This is a genomic window from Maribacter sp. Hel_I_7 (assembly GCF_000688315.1).
Taxonomy (GTDB): domain Bacteria; phylum Bacteroidota; class Bacteroidia; order Flavobacteriales; family Flavobacteriaceae; genus Maribacter; species Maribacter stanieri.
Map to the genome: position 1 here is coordinate 889727 of NZ_JHZW01000002.1, position 17520 is coordinate 907246.

At 33.5% G+C, this 17520-nt stretch carries 13 protein-coding genes; 6 read left to right on the forward strand and 7 right to left on the reverse strand.

Annotated features, from left to right (window positions below; translation table 11 throughout):
• Positions 1-95: 95 nt before the first annotated feature.
• Positions 96-692, forward strand: coding sequence for a hypothetical protein (locus tag P178_RS0105375; protein ID WP_027065250.1), 597 nt, complete (start codon positions 96-98; stop codon positions 690-692).
• Between the two features lie 29 nt (positions 693-721).
• Positions 722-1270: a hypothetical protein gene (locus P178_RS0105380; protein ID WP_027065251.1), complete on the forward strand. Its 549-nt coding sequence runs from the start codon at positions 722-724 to the stop codon at positions 1268-1270.
• 134 nt (positions 1271-1404) lie between these two features.
• On the opposite strand, the gene P178_RS0105385 is transcribed toward P178_RS0105380, so the two are convergent.
• Positions 1405-1977 carry a RidA family protein gene (locus tag P178_RS0105385; protein ID WP_027065252.1) on the reverse strand — a complete coding sequence of 191 codons (573 nt, stop codon included), beginning with the start codon at positions 1975-1977 and terminating at the stop codon, positions 1405-1407.
• 237 nt (positions 1978-2214) lie between these two features.
• Here P178_RS0105385 and P178_RS0105390 point away from each other — a divergent pair, with 237 nt between their 5' ends.
• Positions 2215-3462 carry an MFS transporter gene (locus tag P178_RS0105390; protein WP_027065253.1) on the forward strand — a complete coding sequence of 416 codons (1248 nt, stop codon included), beginning with the start codon at positions 2215-2217 and terminating at the stop codon, positions 3460-3462.
• A 48-nt stretch (positions 3463-3510) separates the two neighbouring features.
• Here the strand turns inward: P178_RS0105390 and scpA are convergent, their stop codons facing one another.
• The 6 genes from scpA to P178_RS22575 all read right to left on the reverse strand — a co-directional run bounded on the left by scpA (position 3511) and on the right by P178_RS22575 (position 11214).
• The gene (gene scpA / locus P178_RS0105395) at positions 3511-5667 is read right to left on the reverse strand and encodes a methylmalonyl-CoA mutase (protein ID WP_027065254.1); all 2157 of its coding nucleotides are present in this window, start codon (positions 5665-5667) and stop codon (positions 3511-3513) included.
• Complete coding sequence (locus tag P178_RS0105400) at positions 5660-7033, reverse strand: methylmalonyl-CoA mutase subunit beta (protein ID WP_027065255.1); 1374 nt, start codon at positions 7031-7033, stop codon at positions 5660-5662. Before P178_RS0105400 ends, scpA begins: the two co-directional genes overlap by 8 nt.
• 109 nt (positions 7034-7142) lie before the next feature.
• The gene (locus tag P178_RS0105405; RefSeq protein ID WP_027065256.1) at positions 7143-7952 is read right to left on the reverse strand and encodes a DUF6503 family protein; all 810 of its coding nucleotides are present in this window, start codon (positions 7950-7952) and stop codon (positions 7143-7145) included.
• Positions 7953-8230: 278 nt separating this feature from the next.
• The gene (locus P178_RS0105410; protein WP_027065257.1) at positions 8231-8383 is read right to left on the reverse strand and encodes a YqaE/Pmp3 family membrane protein; all 153 of its coding nucleotides are present in this window, start codon (positions 8381-8383) and stop codon (positions 8231-8233) included.
• Between the two features lie 108 nt (positions 8384-8491).
• Positions 8492-8908, reverse strand: a complete 417-nt coding sequence (locus P178_RS0105415) for a response regulator (protein WP_027065258.1) — start codon at positions 8906-8908, stop codon at positions 8492-8494.
• Positions 8909-8916: 8 nt separating this feature from the next.
• Positions 8917-11214, reverse strand: a complete 2298-nt coding sequence (locus tag P178_RS22575) for a PAS domain-containing sensor histidine kinase (protein WP_051638180.1) — start codon at positions 11212-11214, stop codon at positions 8917-8919.
• 342 nt (positions 11215-11556) lie between these two features.
• On the opposite strand from P178_RS22575, the gene P178_RS0105425 reads away from it, so the two are divergent.
• Genes P178_RS0105425 through P178_RS0105435 form a run of 3 tightly spaced genes read left to right on the forward strand, consistent with a single transcriptional unit; the run spans position 11557 to position 17515 of the window.
• Entirely contained in the window at positions 11557-14406 is a 2850-nt protein-coding gene (locus P178_RS0105425) for a TonB-dependent receptor domain-containing protein (RefSeq protein ID WP_081819395.1), read from the forward strand.
• Positions 14407-14431: 25 nt separating this feature from the next.
• The gene (locus P178_RS0105430; RefSeq protein WP_027065261.1) at positions 14432-15733 is read left to right on the forward strand and encodes a DUF4249 domain-containing protein; all 1302 of its coding nucleotides are present in this window, start codon (positions 14432-14434) and stop codon (positions 15731-15733) included.
• Positions 15734-15742: 9 nt separating this feature from the next.
• A complete protein-coding gene (locus P178_RS0105435) occupies positions 15743-17515 on the forward strand; it encodes a hypothetical protein (RefSeq protein ID WP_027065262.1) in 1773 nt (590 codons plus the stop codon).
• Positions 17516-17520 lie beyond the last annotated feature (5 nt).

Genomic DNA, 17520 nt, shown 5'->3' on the forward strand with positions numbered 1-17520 from the left:
TGGATAAATAGTTAACACTTAAAAGTAAAAAAATTAAAGTGAATGTTAACCTTTTGTTTGTTACAACATGAATTGATATAACTGAAAACAAAATTATGAGAATAGTACTCCCATTAATTGCAATTATAATAACCAATGTAATGCATTCACAACTGGTAATTGATGACTTTACAACAGGTGAAGTAGATAATTTGATTTTTACAGATATGAAAGACCAACGAAAAATACAATCTGGCAAAAATATAATAGGTAGTTACCGCCAAATTTATGCGAAACTAAACCAAAATCCACATAAACAAAATATGAACTTAAGTATTAAAAAAGGTCTATTGATTATGAGTTATACTTATGATACCCGTGGTACAACATATGTTAATTACGGCATTAATAAAAGTGGAAATGCCCCCTTAAACCTTGACTTAAGTAAATACAAATCCCTAAAGGTTGAGTTTGACGCTAAAAGCACCATTAACGGCATTAACTTAAATCTTTTCACTAATAACACATATGCTGCCTATGGCAAGCATGTACCGGCTCGTGAGGGTAAATTCGTATTCACTATTCCTTTTACAGAAATAAAACCAACAGGAGAAAGCTTCACCTTTTCTGATATCGATTATATAAGACTTCAATTTGATTCTAGAAGTAAAACCGGTTGCAATATGGCGATATCAAAAATCTGGATTGAATAATTATTTAATAAACTATAAAAACAGAAATTATGAAAAATTACAAAAAAACAATTCTATTAGGGGTATTCACTTTAGCGGTATGCACTTCTAACATTAGTCTAGCAGCAAATAATTCCGCAGTATTGAAATCAACGCTACCGTGTGTAAATTCAGATTATACCAATGCGGTGTTTGCGCGTTTGGTCTCTAAAATAAATGAAGGTTTTATTTTCAACGCCCATGTAAGTTCTTCAACAGTTAAAAAAGATGGCAATGTAGAATTACCGTTTACCACTTTTGGTTCTGGACCTCTAAATTTGACTAAAGGCGATATCATTAAAATTGAAAATATTGAAACTTCCTTCAATGACCGTAACAATTTTCAAAGTAAAAAGACCGTAGAAAGTATGTCTATTTCTTCTTCAGGAAACAATGTGAAAGTAAAAATGCAATTTCATACCTGGAGCCAAAATGTAGAACTTTCTAATGTAAAAATCACAAAAGAACGATTTGGATATTTTATAACCGGTACACAATCTAATAATACAAAAACTGTGTACTATACTATTGCAATATCACATAACGGTCGTCTAATCTAACCCGATTCATTCTCATTTAAACAGTAAAAACCGAGAGTTAACTCTCGGTTTTTTATATTATAATATGAAATTTTAATCTTTTATAGCATTACTATTAAACTATATTATAATGAAAACAAGCTAAGCTAACTACTTTACTCATAGACCTCTACAACCATTTCAACCTCAACGGCCATATTTCCCGGCAATGAACCCATACCTACTGCAGCTCTTGCGTGTTTTCCACTTTCTCCAAAAACCGCTACCATTAAATCTGAATATCCATTAATTACTTTAGAATGATCCGTAAAATCTGGTGAGGCATTGACCATGCCATGTACGCTTACAATCCTTTTTACTTTGTTAAGATTGCCAAGTTCTGCTTTCAAAACTGACAACTGATTAATACCAACCTCTCGAGCAGCTTGATAACCTTGATCAATAGTTAAGCTATCGCCCAGCTTCCCTATAATATTTTCACCATTAGCCTGTTTTGGACCCTTACCCGCTAAAAACAAAAGATTGCCTGTTCTTACCGCATGTACATAATTTGCTACAGGAATACCTTGATCTCTTAATATAATTCCTAAACTATCTAAAACAGCTTCAGGATTGTAATTTTTATCTACTTCGCTTGTAGGATTTTTTAAATCTTTGGTGGTTTTTTGGTTTACATCACCACAACTAATCATAAAAAAAGGCAAAAACATTAGAATAAAGTATTTCATAATTATAAATTTAAAGATGGAATTTAGACTTACAAGTTAGCTAATACTTCAGTATCAACACAATAAGGCAAAAACCATTAAATTCATATTGCATAAAAAACATGAAAAATTATATAAATACTATTTTTTGTGCATTCTGTCGCACTTAAGGTATCATTTTGCTAAAAAAGCATTGATATTATTTCATTTTCATTAGTTTAGCAAATTAACCAAAACAACAACTAAATCAATTTAAATATGGAAAGTTCTAACTCAACTTCAAATGTGAATACGCTCCGCCTTTTTTATGGCAGCTGCTTTGCTTTAATCACAACTGCATTCTCATATAGTATAAGAGCAGGTATTTTACCTCAACTACAAGAAGAGTTTGGTTTAACCGCAGTTCAATTAGGTACAATTAACTCTATGTGGTTTTTTGGTTTTCCAATTGCTATGATAGTGGGCGGTTTAGTATATCACACTGTAGGTCCTAAAAAAATCATGCAATTTGCATTTATTGCACACACTTTAGGCATTATCTTAACAATATATTCAGGTGGATATTGGGGCCTCATTATTTCAACTCTTTTTATTGGACTGGGCAATGGATGTACCGAGGCCGCTTGTAATCCAATGATTGCAGATAGTGCTACCGGAAACAGAATGAATATATTATTAAATAGATTTCATATGTGGTTCCCAGGCGGTATTGTAATTGGAAGTCTTATTTCAACATTCATGACCAGTATGGGTATAGGTTGGAAACCTCAAATTTGGATAATTCTTATTCCAACTGTTGTATATGCATATTTATTTTTTGGACAAAAATTTCCAAAGCCAACAGTACAAGAGGCAAGGTCAATTAAAGGTAATTTGAAAGGAATGGCATCACCACTTTTCATTTTCATTGCTGTATGTATGGCTTTGACCGCAATTAGTGAATTTGTACCAGGACAATGGGTTAGATTAATTTTGGATAAATCTGGAGCTGATTCCATGCTTATACTAGCATTAATGACCGGTGTAATGGCAGTTGGAAGATATTTTGGCGGAAACTTTGTAAACAAATTTGACCAGACAGGTGTTCTTTTAGGTTCAGCAGTTATAGCAACCATTGGAATGTTTCTATTAAGTACGCAAACAGGAATAATGGCTTATGTAGCTGCCGCAGTATTTGGAATGGGATTATGTTATTTCTGGCCAAACATGATTGGTTTTGTCGCTGAAAAGATACCGAAAAGCGGTGCTTTAGGAATGGGAGTCATTGGAGCAATAGGAATGTTCATGACAGCAAATATGCAACCTGTATTTGGTGGATGGATAGACCAAGCTCGTACAAAAGCAACTTCAATGGGTCTTACCGGAGACGCATTAGAGTTAGCTGCAGGTCAAGAAACTCTTAAGACAATGATTGCTTTTCCGGCAACCTTGATTGTACTTTTCACCATTCTTTACTTCTGGATGAAAAACAGAAAGAAAAATACTGAAACCACTCAATTAAGTTGATAGTATTAAAGTAAAAAGGACCTTTAAAAGGTCCTTTTTTTATCTCATTTAATTCAACAGTATTTCCAACAACTGTATCGCTGCATCACTAATTTTAGTACCAGGACCAAATACAGCGGTAGCACCAGCTTCTTTTAGAAATTCATAATCTTGTTTTGGCACTACCCCGCCAACAATAACCATTATATCTTCGCGACCATAGCTTTTAAGTTCTTTAACTACTTCTGGCACTAGGGTTTTATGTCCGCCAGCAAGAGAAGAAATTCCTAATATATGCACGTCATTCTCTACCGCTTGTTTAGCGGTTTCCTTTGGTGTTTGAAAAAGTGGTCCTATATCTACATCGAACCCAAGATCCGCATAACCCGTAGCAACTACTTTTGCACCACGATCATGACCGTCTTGCCCCATTTTAGCAACCATAATACGAGGCCTACGGCCATCTTGTTCTGCAAAACGATCTGCTAGTTCTTGTGCTTTTTTAAAACTCACATCTTCTTTGATTTCTCTTGAATACACTCCTGTAAATGAATTTATAATAGCTTTATGTCTGCCATAGGCTTCTTCCAAAGCACTACTGATTTCGCCTAGCGTTGCTCTGTCCCTAGCTGCAGCTACTGCTAAAGCTAGCAAATTTTCTTCTGAATCACTACCTGCCAATTTATTCTTGGCTGTATTGGTAAGCGCTTTTAGTTTTTCATTAACCTCTTCTGTATTTCTGAAAGCTTTTACATCATCTAATCGTTGTAATTGCTGCCTGCGCACTTCTTTATTGTCGACCTCTAAAATTTGTAATTCATCCTCTTCGCTCAATTGATATTTATTAACCCCAACAATCACATCTTGTTGGCTATCTATTCTTGCTTGTTTTCTTGCTGCTGCTTCTTCTATCCTTGTTTTTGGTATTCCGGTTTCTATAGCCTTAGTCATACCACCAAGATTTTCAACCTCTTCCATTAACTCCCAAGCTTTATGTACCAGGTCGTGGGTAAGCTTTTCCACATAATAACTACCTGCCCACGGGTCAACCGTTTTAGTGATATTGGTTTCGTGCTGCAAATACAATTGCGTCTCTCTTGCTATTCGTGCAGAGAAGTCTGTTGGCAACGCAATGGCTTCATCTAGTGCATTGGTATGTAAGCTTTGCGTACCACCAAATACAGCCGCTGCAGCCTCTATTGTCGTTCTTGCTACATTGTTGAATGGATCTTGCTCAGTTAAGCTCCAACCACTGGTTTGGCAATGCGTTCTAAGCATTAATGATTTCTCGTTCTTCGGATTAAATTTCGCTACCACTTTTGCCCAAAGCATTCTTGCAGCGCGCATTTTAGCAATTTCCATAAAGTGATTCATTCCTATACCCCAGAAAAAAGAAAGTCGAGGTGCAAAATCATCAATTTGTAACCCTGCTTTAATTCCTGTTCTAATATATTCGAGCCCGTCAGACAAGGTATATGCCAGTTCTAAATGAGCAGGAGCACCAGCTTCATGCATATGATAGCCAGAAATACTTATACTATTAAATTTAGGCATGTATTTACTGGTATACTCAAATATATCAGCCACTAGTTGCATAGAAGGTTTTGGCGGATAGATATACGTATTACGCACCATAAATTCCTTAAGAATATCATTCTGTATTGTTCCGGATAATTTATCTAGCGACACACCTTGCTCTTCTGCCGCAACAATATAAAACGCCATAATAGGAAGCACGGCACCGTTCATGGTCATGGAAACGGACATTTCATTTAATGGGATACCATCAAAAAGCACTTTCATGTCTTCCACGGTATCTATAGCAACACCAGCTTTACCAACATCACCAACTACACGTTCATGATCACTGTCATAACCTCTATGTGTAGGCAGATCAAATGCTACCGATAATCCTTTTTGACCAGCTTTTAAGTTCTTTCTATAAAAGGCATTACTTTCGGTGGCTGTGGAAAAACCTGCATATTGCCTAATTGTCCATGGTCGTTGTACATACATTGTTGCATACGGTCCACGTAGAAATGGCGGCATTCCCGCTGCAAAATTCAAATGCTCGGCATCCGAAATATCTTCCGCCGAATATCTGTTTTCAAGAGCTATTGTTTCGGCAGTTGTAAAAGTCGATGCTTCTGATTTTTTTCTCTTAGTTTTTGAACTATTTAAATCGGTAGCATCTAAACGAATATGTTGCAAGTCTTTTCTACTCATGTGACAATCGATTTTGCTCTAATTCTTCTGCCAAACGTTTTTCTATTATTGGTGTAATCAATGTCTTTCGTGGATTTTTTTTCACAAATGGATACAATTCTAATTCTTGAGCCATTTTATCATCTACATTTACGTATGCATTGGTACCAACTAAAACTGATTTTTTAGTGTTGAATCTATCTTGCTGTTTTCTAGCACTATCAGCAATTCTATTTTGAATTGTATGATTTTTTAATTGTTTAAGAAACCCTCCATCTTTTTCTATAGCTTTAAATAAAATCAAAGCTTTCTCCGCTAATTGATTCGTTAAAGTTTCAATGTAATAACTGCCTTCCGCAGGATTTTCAACCTTATCGAAATAGCTTTCCTCTTTCAATAATATTAATTGATTTAAAGCAATACGTTCTGCAAAATCATTGTCTTTTTTATAAACAGAATTATAGTTCATATTAAAAACGGAATCAGACCCTCCTAATACTGCAGACATACATTCTGTAGTAGTTCTAAGTATATTTACGTTATAATCATATATCGTTTTATTACGTTTAGATGGTGCTGATGTAATATGGCATGGAACTGAAATACCGTATGCTTCAACAAGAATTTTCCAGAGATTTCTAAGTGCTTTCAGTTTTGCTATCTCAAAAAAATAATTACCGCCAATTGCTACTTTAAACGTTATACTTTTAAGTTTATTAAGGTTCTCCTTTTCCTCTAATGTATTTAAATATTCATTGGCATGAGATATTGCGTATGCCAATTGTTGTACCATATCTGCGCCGGCATTTTCATAAAGACCAACATCTATACTTGTAATATTATCCGCATTTAATGCTAATAATTCATTATAAACCTTAAAATCTGAAGACAAAGATTCATACCAATTTCCTGTTCTTGCCAAATGGCCTATTGGGTCTACTTGAAATTTAATAGTATTAGAAAAGGGAATTGTATTAAGCACATTAGAAATAAAGCTATTAGACAAAAATTGCATATCTAAATACACTTTTATGGTATTTAAATCAATATTGTTCAAAATAATAGAAATATCTATATTCTCTGACGGAATTAAAAACCTTAACGCTTCTGCTCCTTTTCCAATACATTTCAGCGCTTTTTCATGAGCCATTATCGCATTACCTGCATAAATAATCTGGCCTAATTTCCAAGAAGTAACAGTTGTGGGCTCACTAGTTATATGTTCTAAATCATCTGCATGGTAAAAAGGTTTTACTTTTATACCTTCTGGGGAATTCCATACGACCTCTTCATTATAATCCTTTCCCTTTAAATCATATTGAATTTTTTGTTTCCACTCTTTTGCAGAAATGGCCCTAAAATTTTCGAACAAGGTTTCACCCTTCATATAAGACGGAGTTTAATTATAAAACTAGTTAGTTTGATAATCGTATTATACGCAAATCAAACACAGTCTTTCAAAGATACGATAAGTAAATTGTGTTCTACAAAGTAGATTATTCTACAGGCTCAGTGGCATTAAGGTTCCGCACGTTCTGTGTTTCAATTCTAGATAACTCTTTCAATTCACCCTTTTCAAATAAAGCTGGTAATTCATTTAAAGGTGTGCCAACAGGAGCTTCCCAGTTTATGTAATCTTGAAAACGGATACCATCAACAGTTCTAGGGTTATAAGCACTTCTAAATCGTACACCGCCCTCGTTAACACTGTAGCTATAGGCCAAGTAATTAATGTAATGTGATTTTTTATTTATCCAGTACATAAAAATATCATCGTGATCAGTACCGCCACCTTCTTTACCAAAGGTTACACGAACCACATCATAATCCTCACCTTTAATAACGGTTTCACCAATTCCTTCTTTTTGAACCGCCTTATCACTTAATTTATGTGGTAGAGTTGCGAAATATATAACCGAATTTAAAGCGTTGCTATATTTTGCGATATCCTTCTCTGATAGTTCTACCTGCTTTTCATTAACAGTTCTATTGAACTCCCCATTAAGAATATTATCTTCAATTTTATTCCCTAAACTATCTTTGAAATTAACTTGGTAAGCATAACCATTGGTATTATTGAACCTATACAATTTATCTCTAAAAACAAATTCATAATTAGCTGTATCATAAGAGGAACCACCATGCGCTATAATAGCATTTTTTACAATAGACTGCGTATTATTTTGATTAATCTCTTCTGTAGATTTCTCATTAACCATTGAATTCTTATCATTTTTCTTATGGTCTTTACAACTAACAATTGTAATAAAAACGATGCCGAAAACTATCTTAAAAAATTTGCTCATTTCTTTGAAATAAAAATTAAGGGTTGAATGATTAGAAGTTACTACAACCAAAATTAACGATTAAAAGAAAATAGTCGAATTAGTTGGTAACTACTAACGCTTCAAAGTTATATTTTAAATTAATGAGGTGGCAATTACCTATTCACAATAAATGTTAACATGAATAGCCGAACCATTATAAAATGTTTATCAAAAAAAAGAAGCCGAATAGCTATCAAGTCTTTGATGGCTTTTCGGCTTCTCTTGTAATACCTCTACTTGAGGTATAGATAACTACATTATTGATTTACGATAAAGGCATGAATTACACCCGGTAACCACGCTAATAAGGTTAAAACAATACTTATTAAAAGGGTAGTACCAACGCCATGTTTCATAAAAACAGCTAATGGTGGTAATAATATATTTAAGATTATAGTAAGTAATGACATATTTTATTTTTTTTGGTTCATTCAAAAGTACTTGAATTATGCACTTACGCTTAACTCAAATCATTTGAATGATAACCTTAAAAATAGCATTACCCTACTTTTAAAAACCTAATTCTTTCGGTCTTCAAGCAATTCTTCAATAATCGATTTTAACCTACTTAGACCTATTGGTTTAACTATGTAATCTGAAATTGCACTTATCTTTTTGGCTCTTTCAATATCTACTGGATCAAGAGAAGATGACACCATATAAATGGTAATTTTTTTACCAACCCTAGGTTTAATTTTCACGTATTCTTCCATGAATTGAAATCCGTCCATAACTGGCATGTCAATATCTAAGAAAATTACATCTGGAAATACAGAGTTTTGATCTAAATTATCTAACATAAAGTCTATAGCCTCTTCCCCATCAGAAAAAGCCATGATTTCCATAGGTAATTTTGTAGATTCCAATGCTTTTACCATTGTAAAGCGGTATATAGAATCGTCATCGACAATACAAGTTTTTAAAACGTCATTCATAAGCAAGCCTAATTAAATTTTATTGTAAAGGTAGTACCTACATTAACCTCACTGGTAGCTGTAATAGTACCTCCCATTGACTCAATTTGTGTTTTTGTCAGAAATAAACCTACACCCTTTGCATCCGGATGCCTGTGAAAAACTTTATTAAGTCCAAAAAGTTTATGTCCATGTTTTTTTAAATCAATTCCAAGTCCATTATCCTTAAATATAATAATATTTCTACCATCTTTTATTTTAGCAGTTATCATTATCTCTGGAGTTCTATCCTCAGCCTTATATTTTATTGAATTTCCTATTAAATTGAGAAAAATACTTTCCAAATAAATTCTATTATAAATAATATTTGAAAATTCTTTAAAGTCCCCATTAATAACCGCCCCTGACTTTAGAATTACGCCGCTTAAAGTTTGGATCGTATTATCAAGAATTTCGTTTAAATCAATTTGCTCTAGTTCTTCTTCGGTATCGCTTATTTTTGTTTTTAAAGCTTCTATTAGTGTATTCAATGTTAAAGTAAGGCGATTAATAACAGTATCGAACTTACCGAATATGTCTAATCGCTCTTCATCATCATCTGAAAGCTTATAAATCTCCATTAACGAGTTTAAATTAGCTACCGGTGCTCTTAAATTATGCGAGGTAATGTGTGTAAAATCTGCAAGTTGTTTATTCTGATATGATAATTTTTGAGCTACTGTTTCCAAATCTTCCTTAGCATTAATCAGTTTATTTTCTGCTATTTTAAATTCGGTTACATCTTGGCAAGTACCGACCATTTCAACTGCTTCGCCTTTTTGATTTGAAATGACATTTGCAATAATCTTTATAGTTTTGAGATTGCCAGTAAAAGTTATGATTCTGTGAGTAATATTCTTAAACTCCTGTTCCCTTTTAGCAAGTTCAAAATGCTTTAGAACCTCATCTTTATCATCATCATGAACCATTGCGAAATACGTAGCAAAATCCAAAGTGAATTGTTCACCCTCGTAGTCTAGAAGCGCGAAAAGATTATCCGACCAAATAGCTACATCTTCTATAATATTCCACTGCCAATGCCCCAATAAACTGAGACGTTCTGCAAGTTTTAATAAGTCATTCTTTTTACGCAATTCATCTTTAACTTCCTTGATTTTGGTGATATCAGTAATAACTGCTATAAAACCGTCATTTAATCCATCTTTATCTTGAATGGCTGTTAAAGATTTTAGACCTGGGAAAGTTGATCCATCTTTTCTTTTAAATGTCCATTGCTTAGTATTAAAAATCTTCTCATTTCGATAGTTAAAATCTGCATTATTAGAATCTCCTGTAAATTCAAGTTCCATATCTTGTTTAAAGACATTCAATTCTTCTTCCAATAGGTAAATTTCAGGCTTTTTAAACCCTATCATTTCCATTGCCGAATAACCAAGCATCTTTTCAGCTCCACTATTAAAGCGATTAATTATTCCATCTTTATCCGTAGAAATCACTGCAATAGATTCTGAGTAAAAAATAGCTTCCAATTCTGCATGTGCAATATTTAATTTTTGTTCTGAAAGCATTGATGAAGTAACATCTTGCGTTATCCCAAAAATTTTTGTGGGAATATTATTGGTAAGCTCTACTTTTCCTATAGTTTTTATCCAACGAATATTACCCTTCGCTGTCTTGAGTTTTAAATTTAAATTAACAGAACTACCTTTTTCTTTAGCTTGTTCAAGAGACTGTAGAATGCTATTACGACTTGCTTCATCTTCAAAAAATGTTAATCCCGAAGCTATTGTTGGCTCATATTCTGGTGGAACCTCATGAATTTCATACACCATACTACTCCAGGTCACTTTTTCCAGAATAAGGTCAATTTCCCAAGTACCAATACGTGCAATTTCACTAGTATCACTTAAGATTGACTTAAACCTTTTTTCTTTTAATTCTTTTTCTTTACGGGCTGTAATATCACCTGTATGCATCAACAAACCGCCTACCTCACCATTTTGCTTATACCACGGACGAACATCCCAATATATCCATTGCAAAGAGCCATCTTTTCGGTAAAAAGGTGCCTCATCACAAATATCAATGGCACCGTTAAGACATTCTTTATGTTTCTCTTTCCAATCATCTCCTATTTCAGGAAAAATATCATAATGAGATCTTCCTACAATACCCTCATCCTCTAATTTAAAATCTTTTATCCATCTTTTAGAAGCTGCTAGGTACACCATATTAACATCTAACATAGCTATAGCTGTAGGTGTTTGTTCTATAAATATTTGATGGTGCTTTTCTTGAAGCATTATATTAGAATGAGATTGACCCAATTTTTATGTTTTAACAAGAATATCTGTTAAAAATAGTAATAAATTACTGATATATAATGAAATGCAAAATTGATACTGTATTAAAAATCTGTACTAAATAAAATTTTGCTAATCTAAAAACAGAGCTTGCTTTTTAATATGTTTTTGTAAAATAAGACATATCAACAACTAAACGAACACCCTTTAATCACCTTCAAGCAAATGGGTTAAGAACAAATTATTAAATTCATATAAACCAAGTCTCTAATTTTCTTTTTCGCAAAAAAACAGGCATATTATTTTAAGCATCCAATTTCATGATCTTCTACTTTTTCATATCTTGTAACAATCCAACCAACCAACATGATCAACCATCGCAACAATGATTGTAAACCACATGCAATTATTACGCAGAATTTGTCATTTAGAATTTTAAAACTTAATGCAAACCTGCTTTTAATTTTACTATTGCTAGCACCACTATTTTATAGTCATGCTCAAGATTTAAGCACTATAAGTGGTCAATATGCAGCTGCACCTTTAGAAGAAGTCATTCTAGATATAGAAAAACAAACCGACTACAAATTCTATTTTTTAGACTCATGGACAAGAGGCATTACAGTTTCATCGAGCTATAAGAACGAGAGTTTAAACAGTGTTTTACAATCAATTCTTGACAATACCACTTTAAACTACTACATATTAACCTCATCTAAACGGATTATTCTCTTAGAAAATACAATCGTGTATGATGAACTACCTAAAGGTTTTTTTGGAAATGAAGAAATTGTTAGCGCAAATAGCAATTCACAGGACAGGAATAATGCTCCACCACCTACTTTTTATAACACTACCAAGCGTACAAAACGAGAATATGATGTTGCCAAAGTAGGCAAAAGTGATCCTAATAATTTACAAGAGACATACCTTCTTACAGGCAGGGCAATAAATTCTAAAACCGGGGATCCAATTCAGGATTTAGCAATTCGAGTAAAAGGAACAAACCAAATTACAGTAACCGATGTCACTGGAAACTATAAACTAGAACTACCTGCAGGCTACAATATATTAAGTGTACGTGCCATGGGGATTGAATCTACTGAGCGTGAACTCATAATGTTCAATAATGGTAATTTAGATTTACTGATGGAAGAAGGGTTGCAACAATTAGATGAAGTTGTAGTTGAGGCAGACGCTTTTAAAAATGTTGAAGAAGCAATAACTGGTAGTGAACAGATAGATTCTGAAAATTCAAAAAACATTCCTTTAGTATTAGGTGAACGAGATATTCTTCAAGTGGCTAAAGCCTTGCCTGGTATTTCATCTGCAGGTGAAGGTGCAATGGGTCTTAACGTTCGTGGCGGTAAAACAGACCAAAACCTAGTGTTATTAGATGATGCAGTTATCTACAACCCTCAACACTTTTTTGGAATTTTTCAGGCATTAAATCCGTTTACAACAAAAGGTGTCGATATTTATAAAGGTGCAATACCCATGGAGTTTGGTGGGCGACTTTCTTCAGTTTTTGACATTAGAACAAAAAATGGAAATGAAGAAAAAGTATCAGGTGAAGGTTCTATTGGTCCTGTTACCGCAAATTTGGCGTTAGAAATTCCGTTAGAAAAAGATAAATCTTCACTTATTGTAGGTGCAAGGGGTGCTTATGCAGATTGGATTTTAAGATCTTTAGATGATGAAGCTTTAAATAATAGTAACGCTTCTTTTTTTGACGGTATTCTAAAGTATCACAATAAAATAAATGAGAAAAATGAGGTGAAAGCCACTGCATATTACAGTAGAGATGCTTTTAGCATTACTTCAGATTCACTGTACAATTATGATAATCGTCTATTTTCCGTTCGTTGGGACCACAGAATAAACGACAAAACCAATAGCGCCTTAATTGTTGATAATAGCAATTATGGCTTTGGAATTGATTTTGACGGAGAAACCAATACAGATTTTAATTTAGACTATAGTATTAACGAGACAGAATTAAAATACAAACTTCGTACCTTATTGAATGATAAGAACACCTTAGATTATGGGGGATCTGCAAAATACTACTCCGTTAATCCTGGGAGCATTGAACCTGATGGTGACCAATCTGATGTAAACAGTCAGTTTATTGATAAAGAACAAGCCATAGAAGGGGCTCTTTATGTAGGTGATGAAATTACTTTCAATGATAAACTATCGGTAAATTTAGGTGTACGTTATGCCTTTTTTGCCGCCATGGGTAAATCTACCCAACGCACGTACGAAAACGGCATGCCCAAGAATGAATCTACAGTGCAAGACACTATCTCTTATTCTAGCGGTGAAAATATTAAAACGTATGGCGGACCTGAACTTAGGCTATCAACAAGATATTTATTTACCCCAGATTTTTCGGTCAAAGCAAGCTTAAATAATTCTTATCAGTTTTTACACACTCTTTCAAATAACACAACTGTTTCACCGATAGACACATGGAAATTATCAGATTTAAATATTGAGCCACAAAAGGGCTACCAAGCTTCGCTAGGATTTTACAAAAACTTTAAAGAAAATGAGTATGAAGTAAGTGTTGAAGGGTATTACAAGAAAATGGAGAATGTGCTCGATTTTAAAACAGGCGCTAATTTATTTCTAAATGAAAATGTAGAAACTCAAGTACTACAAGGCGACGGTAAAGCTTACGGAGTAGAATTTTTATTAAAGAAAAAAAGCGGACAGTTAAATGGGTGGTTGAGTTACACCTACTCAAGGTCTTTATACCGTTTTGATAGTGAATTTAGCGAAGAGCGGATTAATAACGGAGAGTTTTTTCCTTCTAATTTTGATAAGCCGCATGATGTTAGCGTTATAACCAACTATCGCTTTACCAAAAGATATAGTGTTTCAGCAAATTTTGTTTACCAGACTGGTAGACCGATCACTTACCCTGTAGGTACATTTAGATTCAATAATTCAGATTATGTTGCTTTTAGCGAAAGAAATGAATTTAGAATTCCAGATTTCTATAGGCTAGACTTGGGCTTGAATATTGAGGGAAATCACAAGAAAAAGAAATTGGCTCATAGTTTCGTGACCATATCGGTATATAACGTATTAGGAAGAAATAATCCGTATTCGGTATTTTTTGTAACCGATGACGGTGAGGTAAAGGCGCTACAAAGTTCTATTTTCTCTATTCCGATTCCATCTATCACTTATAATTTTAAATTTTAACAATACAGAAGCAATACCCTTATCGATGAAAAAATTCTTTCTTTTTATAACGTGTATTTCCTTATTAGCTTCTTGTATTGAAGAAGTTGATTTAGGAATAGAAGCAGATGACGAAGTGCTTAAAATATTGATTATAGAGGCTACTCTCACCAATGAATTAAAAAACCATACCGTAGCATTGAGTAGAATGGATACGTTGGTAGACTTAGGTATTGACTCCGTTTACAACCCATACACACCCATTCGAGATATTAATAGAGACTTGGTACGTTATGAAACCAATGCTACGGTTTCCATTGAAAACAGTAATGGCACCACATATTCCTTTAATGAATCTAGCCCAGGAATTTATGAATCGGATATTCAGTTTGCCGCTGAAATGGGTAACTCTTATCAGTTGAGTATTGTAACATCAGATGGAAAAAAATATACTTCTACCGATATGGAAATTGAAGGGTTGGCAAGTATTTCGAATATATATGCCGAAAAAACAACTAGTGAATCTGGTGCCGAGGGCATTGGTATTTTTGTAGATAATACTGTTGAAACAGGTAACGTGCAAAACTTACGCTATACTTATGATGAAACATATAAAATCATAGCTCCAAATTGGGTGCCAAATGATTTTAAACTTACTAATTATGACCCTTGTGCCTTGCCGGTAGTTACTTATGACCTTGAAATCATTGAAAGGGAAGAAGAGCAACAGATATGCTATGGCAATAATTTATCTAATAGTATTATACAAGCTCGACAAAGTAATTTGGGTAAGGATAATATTAAAAAATTCATGGTTAGGTTCATAGATAAGCAGAACTTCATAATCAGTCATAGATACAGTATTGAGGTGACTCAGTTAGTTTCTGGTTCTACATCTTACAGCTTTTATGACCAATTGAATAATTTTAGCCAGACTGGGAGTATTTTTTCTCAAGTACAACCAGGTTTTTTAGAAGGAAATCTTTCATCAGATGATGGTAGACAAGGCTCGGTAATAGGTTTTTTCGATGTAGTTTCTGTATCAAAAAATAGGCTGTTCTTTAATTACTCTGATTTTTATGCTGACGAAGAATTACCTCCTTACCCATTTAATTGTAGCGAATTAACTGCACCAGAATCTCACGATTCCTTTTGTTTAAGTGGGCCAAGAGGACCTAACCCATGTCCACAATCAGTAATACAACAGGTAGATTTAAATTTAATTAGTTACGTTAAACCAAATGTTAACGAAGGGCGATGTCAAGGACCACATATTTTTGTTCCAAAAATCTGTGGTGACTGTACAGTTTTAGGCAGTAATGTAGAACCTGCTTTTTGGGTAGAATAATATTAGCAAATGAAAAACAGACAAATACTTACTATTTTTCTAATCATTATTACCAGTTTGAGCCATGCCCAATATGTAATAAAAGATGGATCTGATCTTTTAAATTTAAAAAAAGTACCTCAAGAAAAGTCATATGTTGACCATAACGGACCATTAGTGTTCGCTGGGGAATATTTAGTTTATTCTTTGCATTGTTTTAATGCACAGACCAACAACCCTACCAATGTAAGTAAGATTGGATATGTTGCTCTTGTAAACGAATCTAAAAAATTTATATTTGAGCATAAAGTAAAATTAGAAAAGGGACATGGCTATGGCGATTTTTTTGTTTCTACAGAAATACCTTCAGGCAGGTATAAATTATTAGGATATACCCAGTGGATGAAAAACTCAGGATTATCTCAAGTATTTAAAGATGACATCGTAATCATTAATCCGTATTTAGCAGACCAATCCACATTGTTAGACATATCTCGTGAAGATGTCTTGCCCAATACTGTGAAATCAACTATAATTTCAGATTCGTCAACGCTAATCATTCGCACAAATAAATCTACTTATCTCCCTAGGGAAATAGTAAATCTCAATATCAAAAATTTCAAAGGGGCGTTAGGTCATGGTTCTTATACCATAAAAGTGAAAAGAAAAGAAGAAATAGCCATAGCATCGGCTATAAACTCCATCACATATGGTAACGCATACTTCAATGCCGATAAAGAAATAAAACAAACCATTGGAGACAGTATTTTTTTACCGGAACAAAGAGGAGAACTGATATATGGAACGGTAAAAAATACTGAAACAGGATTACCGACAGAAAACCTTCCTATAGATATTTCTATACCTGGAAAAGAATCGTTACTTAAATTCTCAGAAACGGACCAAAACGGAAATTTCTATTCTTACATACGTAAAGACCGTAAAAATCCTTTTGCCGTAATACAAGTTGAAAACCAAGATGGAACATATATAATAGAAAAAGGTGTACCAAAAAATATAGACCTAAGCGATTTAAAATTTTCAGATTTTAACCTATCAAGAGACCAAGAAGAATATATTAAAAATAGAAGTGTTTTAAATCAAATTGAAAATCAATTTTTTGGTTCAAAACCAGATTCGATATTAGAGAGTAATCCTATAGATATCTTTAATGGAGGCATACCAGAAGTAATTATTTTAGATGATTATACTCGATTTCCTACGCTTGAAGAGTCGTTGGTAGAAGTGGTCAAATTTGCAGGGTTTAGAAAAGGAAATACTAATGATGCATATATTAGAATTGGGCAAGATTTTAAATCATATGACGAAGAGTATAACGACTTTCCTGCAATTGTTCTAATTGATGGAGTGTACATTCCCAATCACGAGCAAATAAGAACATATGACGCACGTAAGATTGAAAAAATAAGTTTGACAAGGGATCAATTTCGTTTAGGTTCAAAAGAGTATCAAGGTATTATTTCAATAGAAACCTTTAAAGGTAATTTTCTAGATAGTTATACTTCAAAAAACAGTTTAGTGGTACCTTTCAAACAACCTATATCTAAAAAAAACTACTTCGTTCAAACATACCAATTAGGTGATACAACTTTTGACCGAGTACCAGATTACAGAAGGTTGTTATACTGGAATCCACAATTTAATATTGCCAATAGTACTTATGATTTTGAATTTTACACCTCTGATCTAGAAGGTACCTATGAAATAATTTTAAACGGCTTTACTACATACGGAAAACCTTTAAGTATAATTAAGGAAATTGAAGTATTAAAAGGAGACTAAAGAAT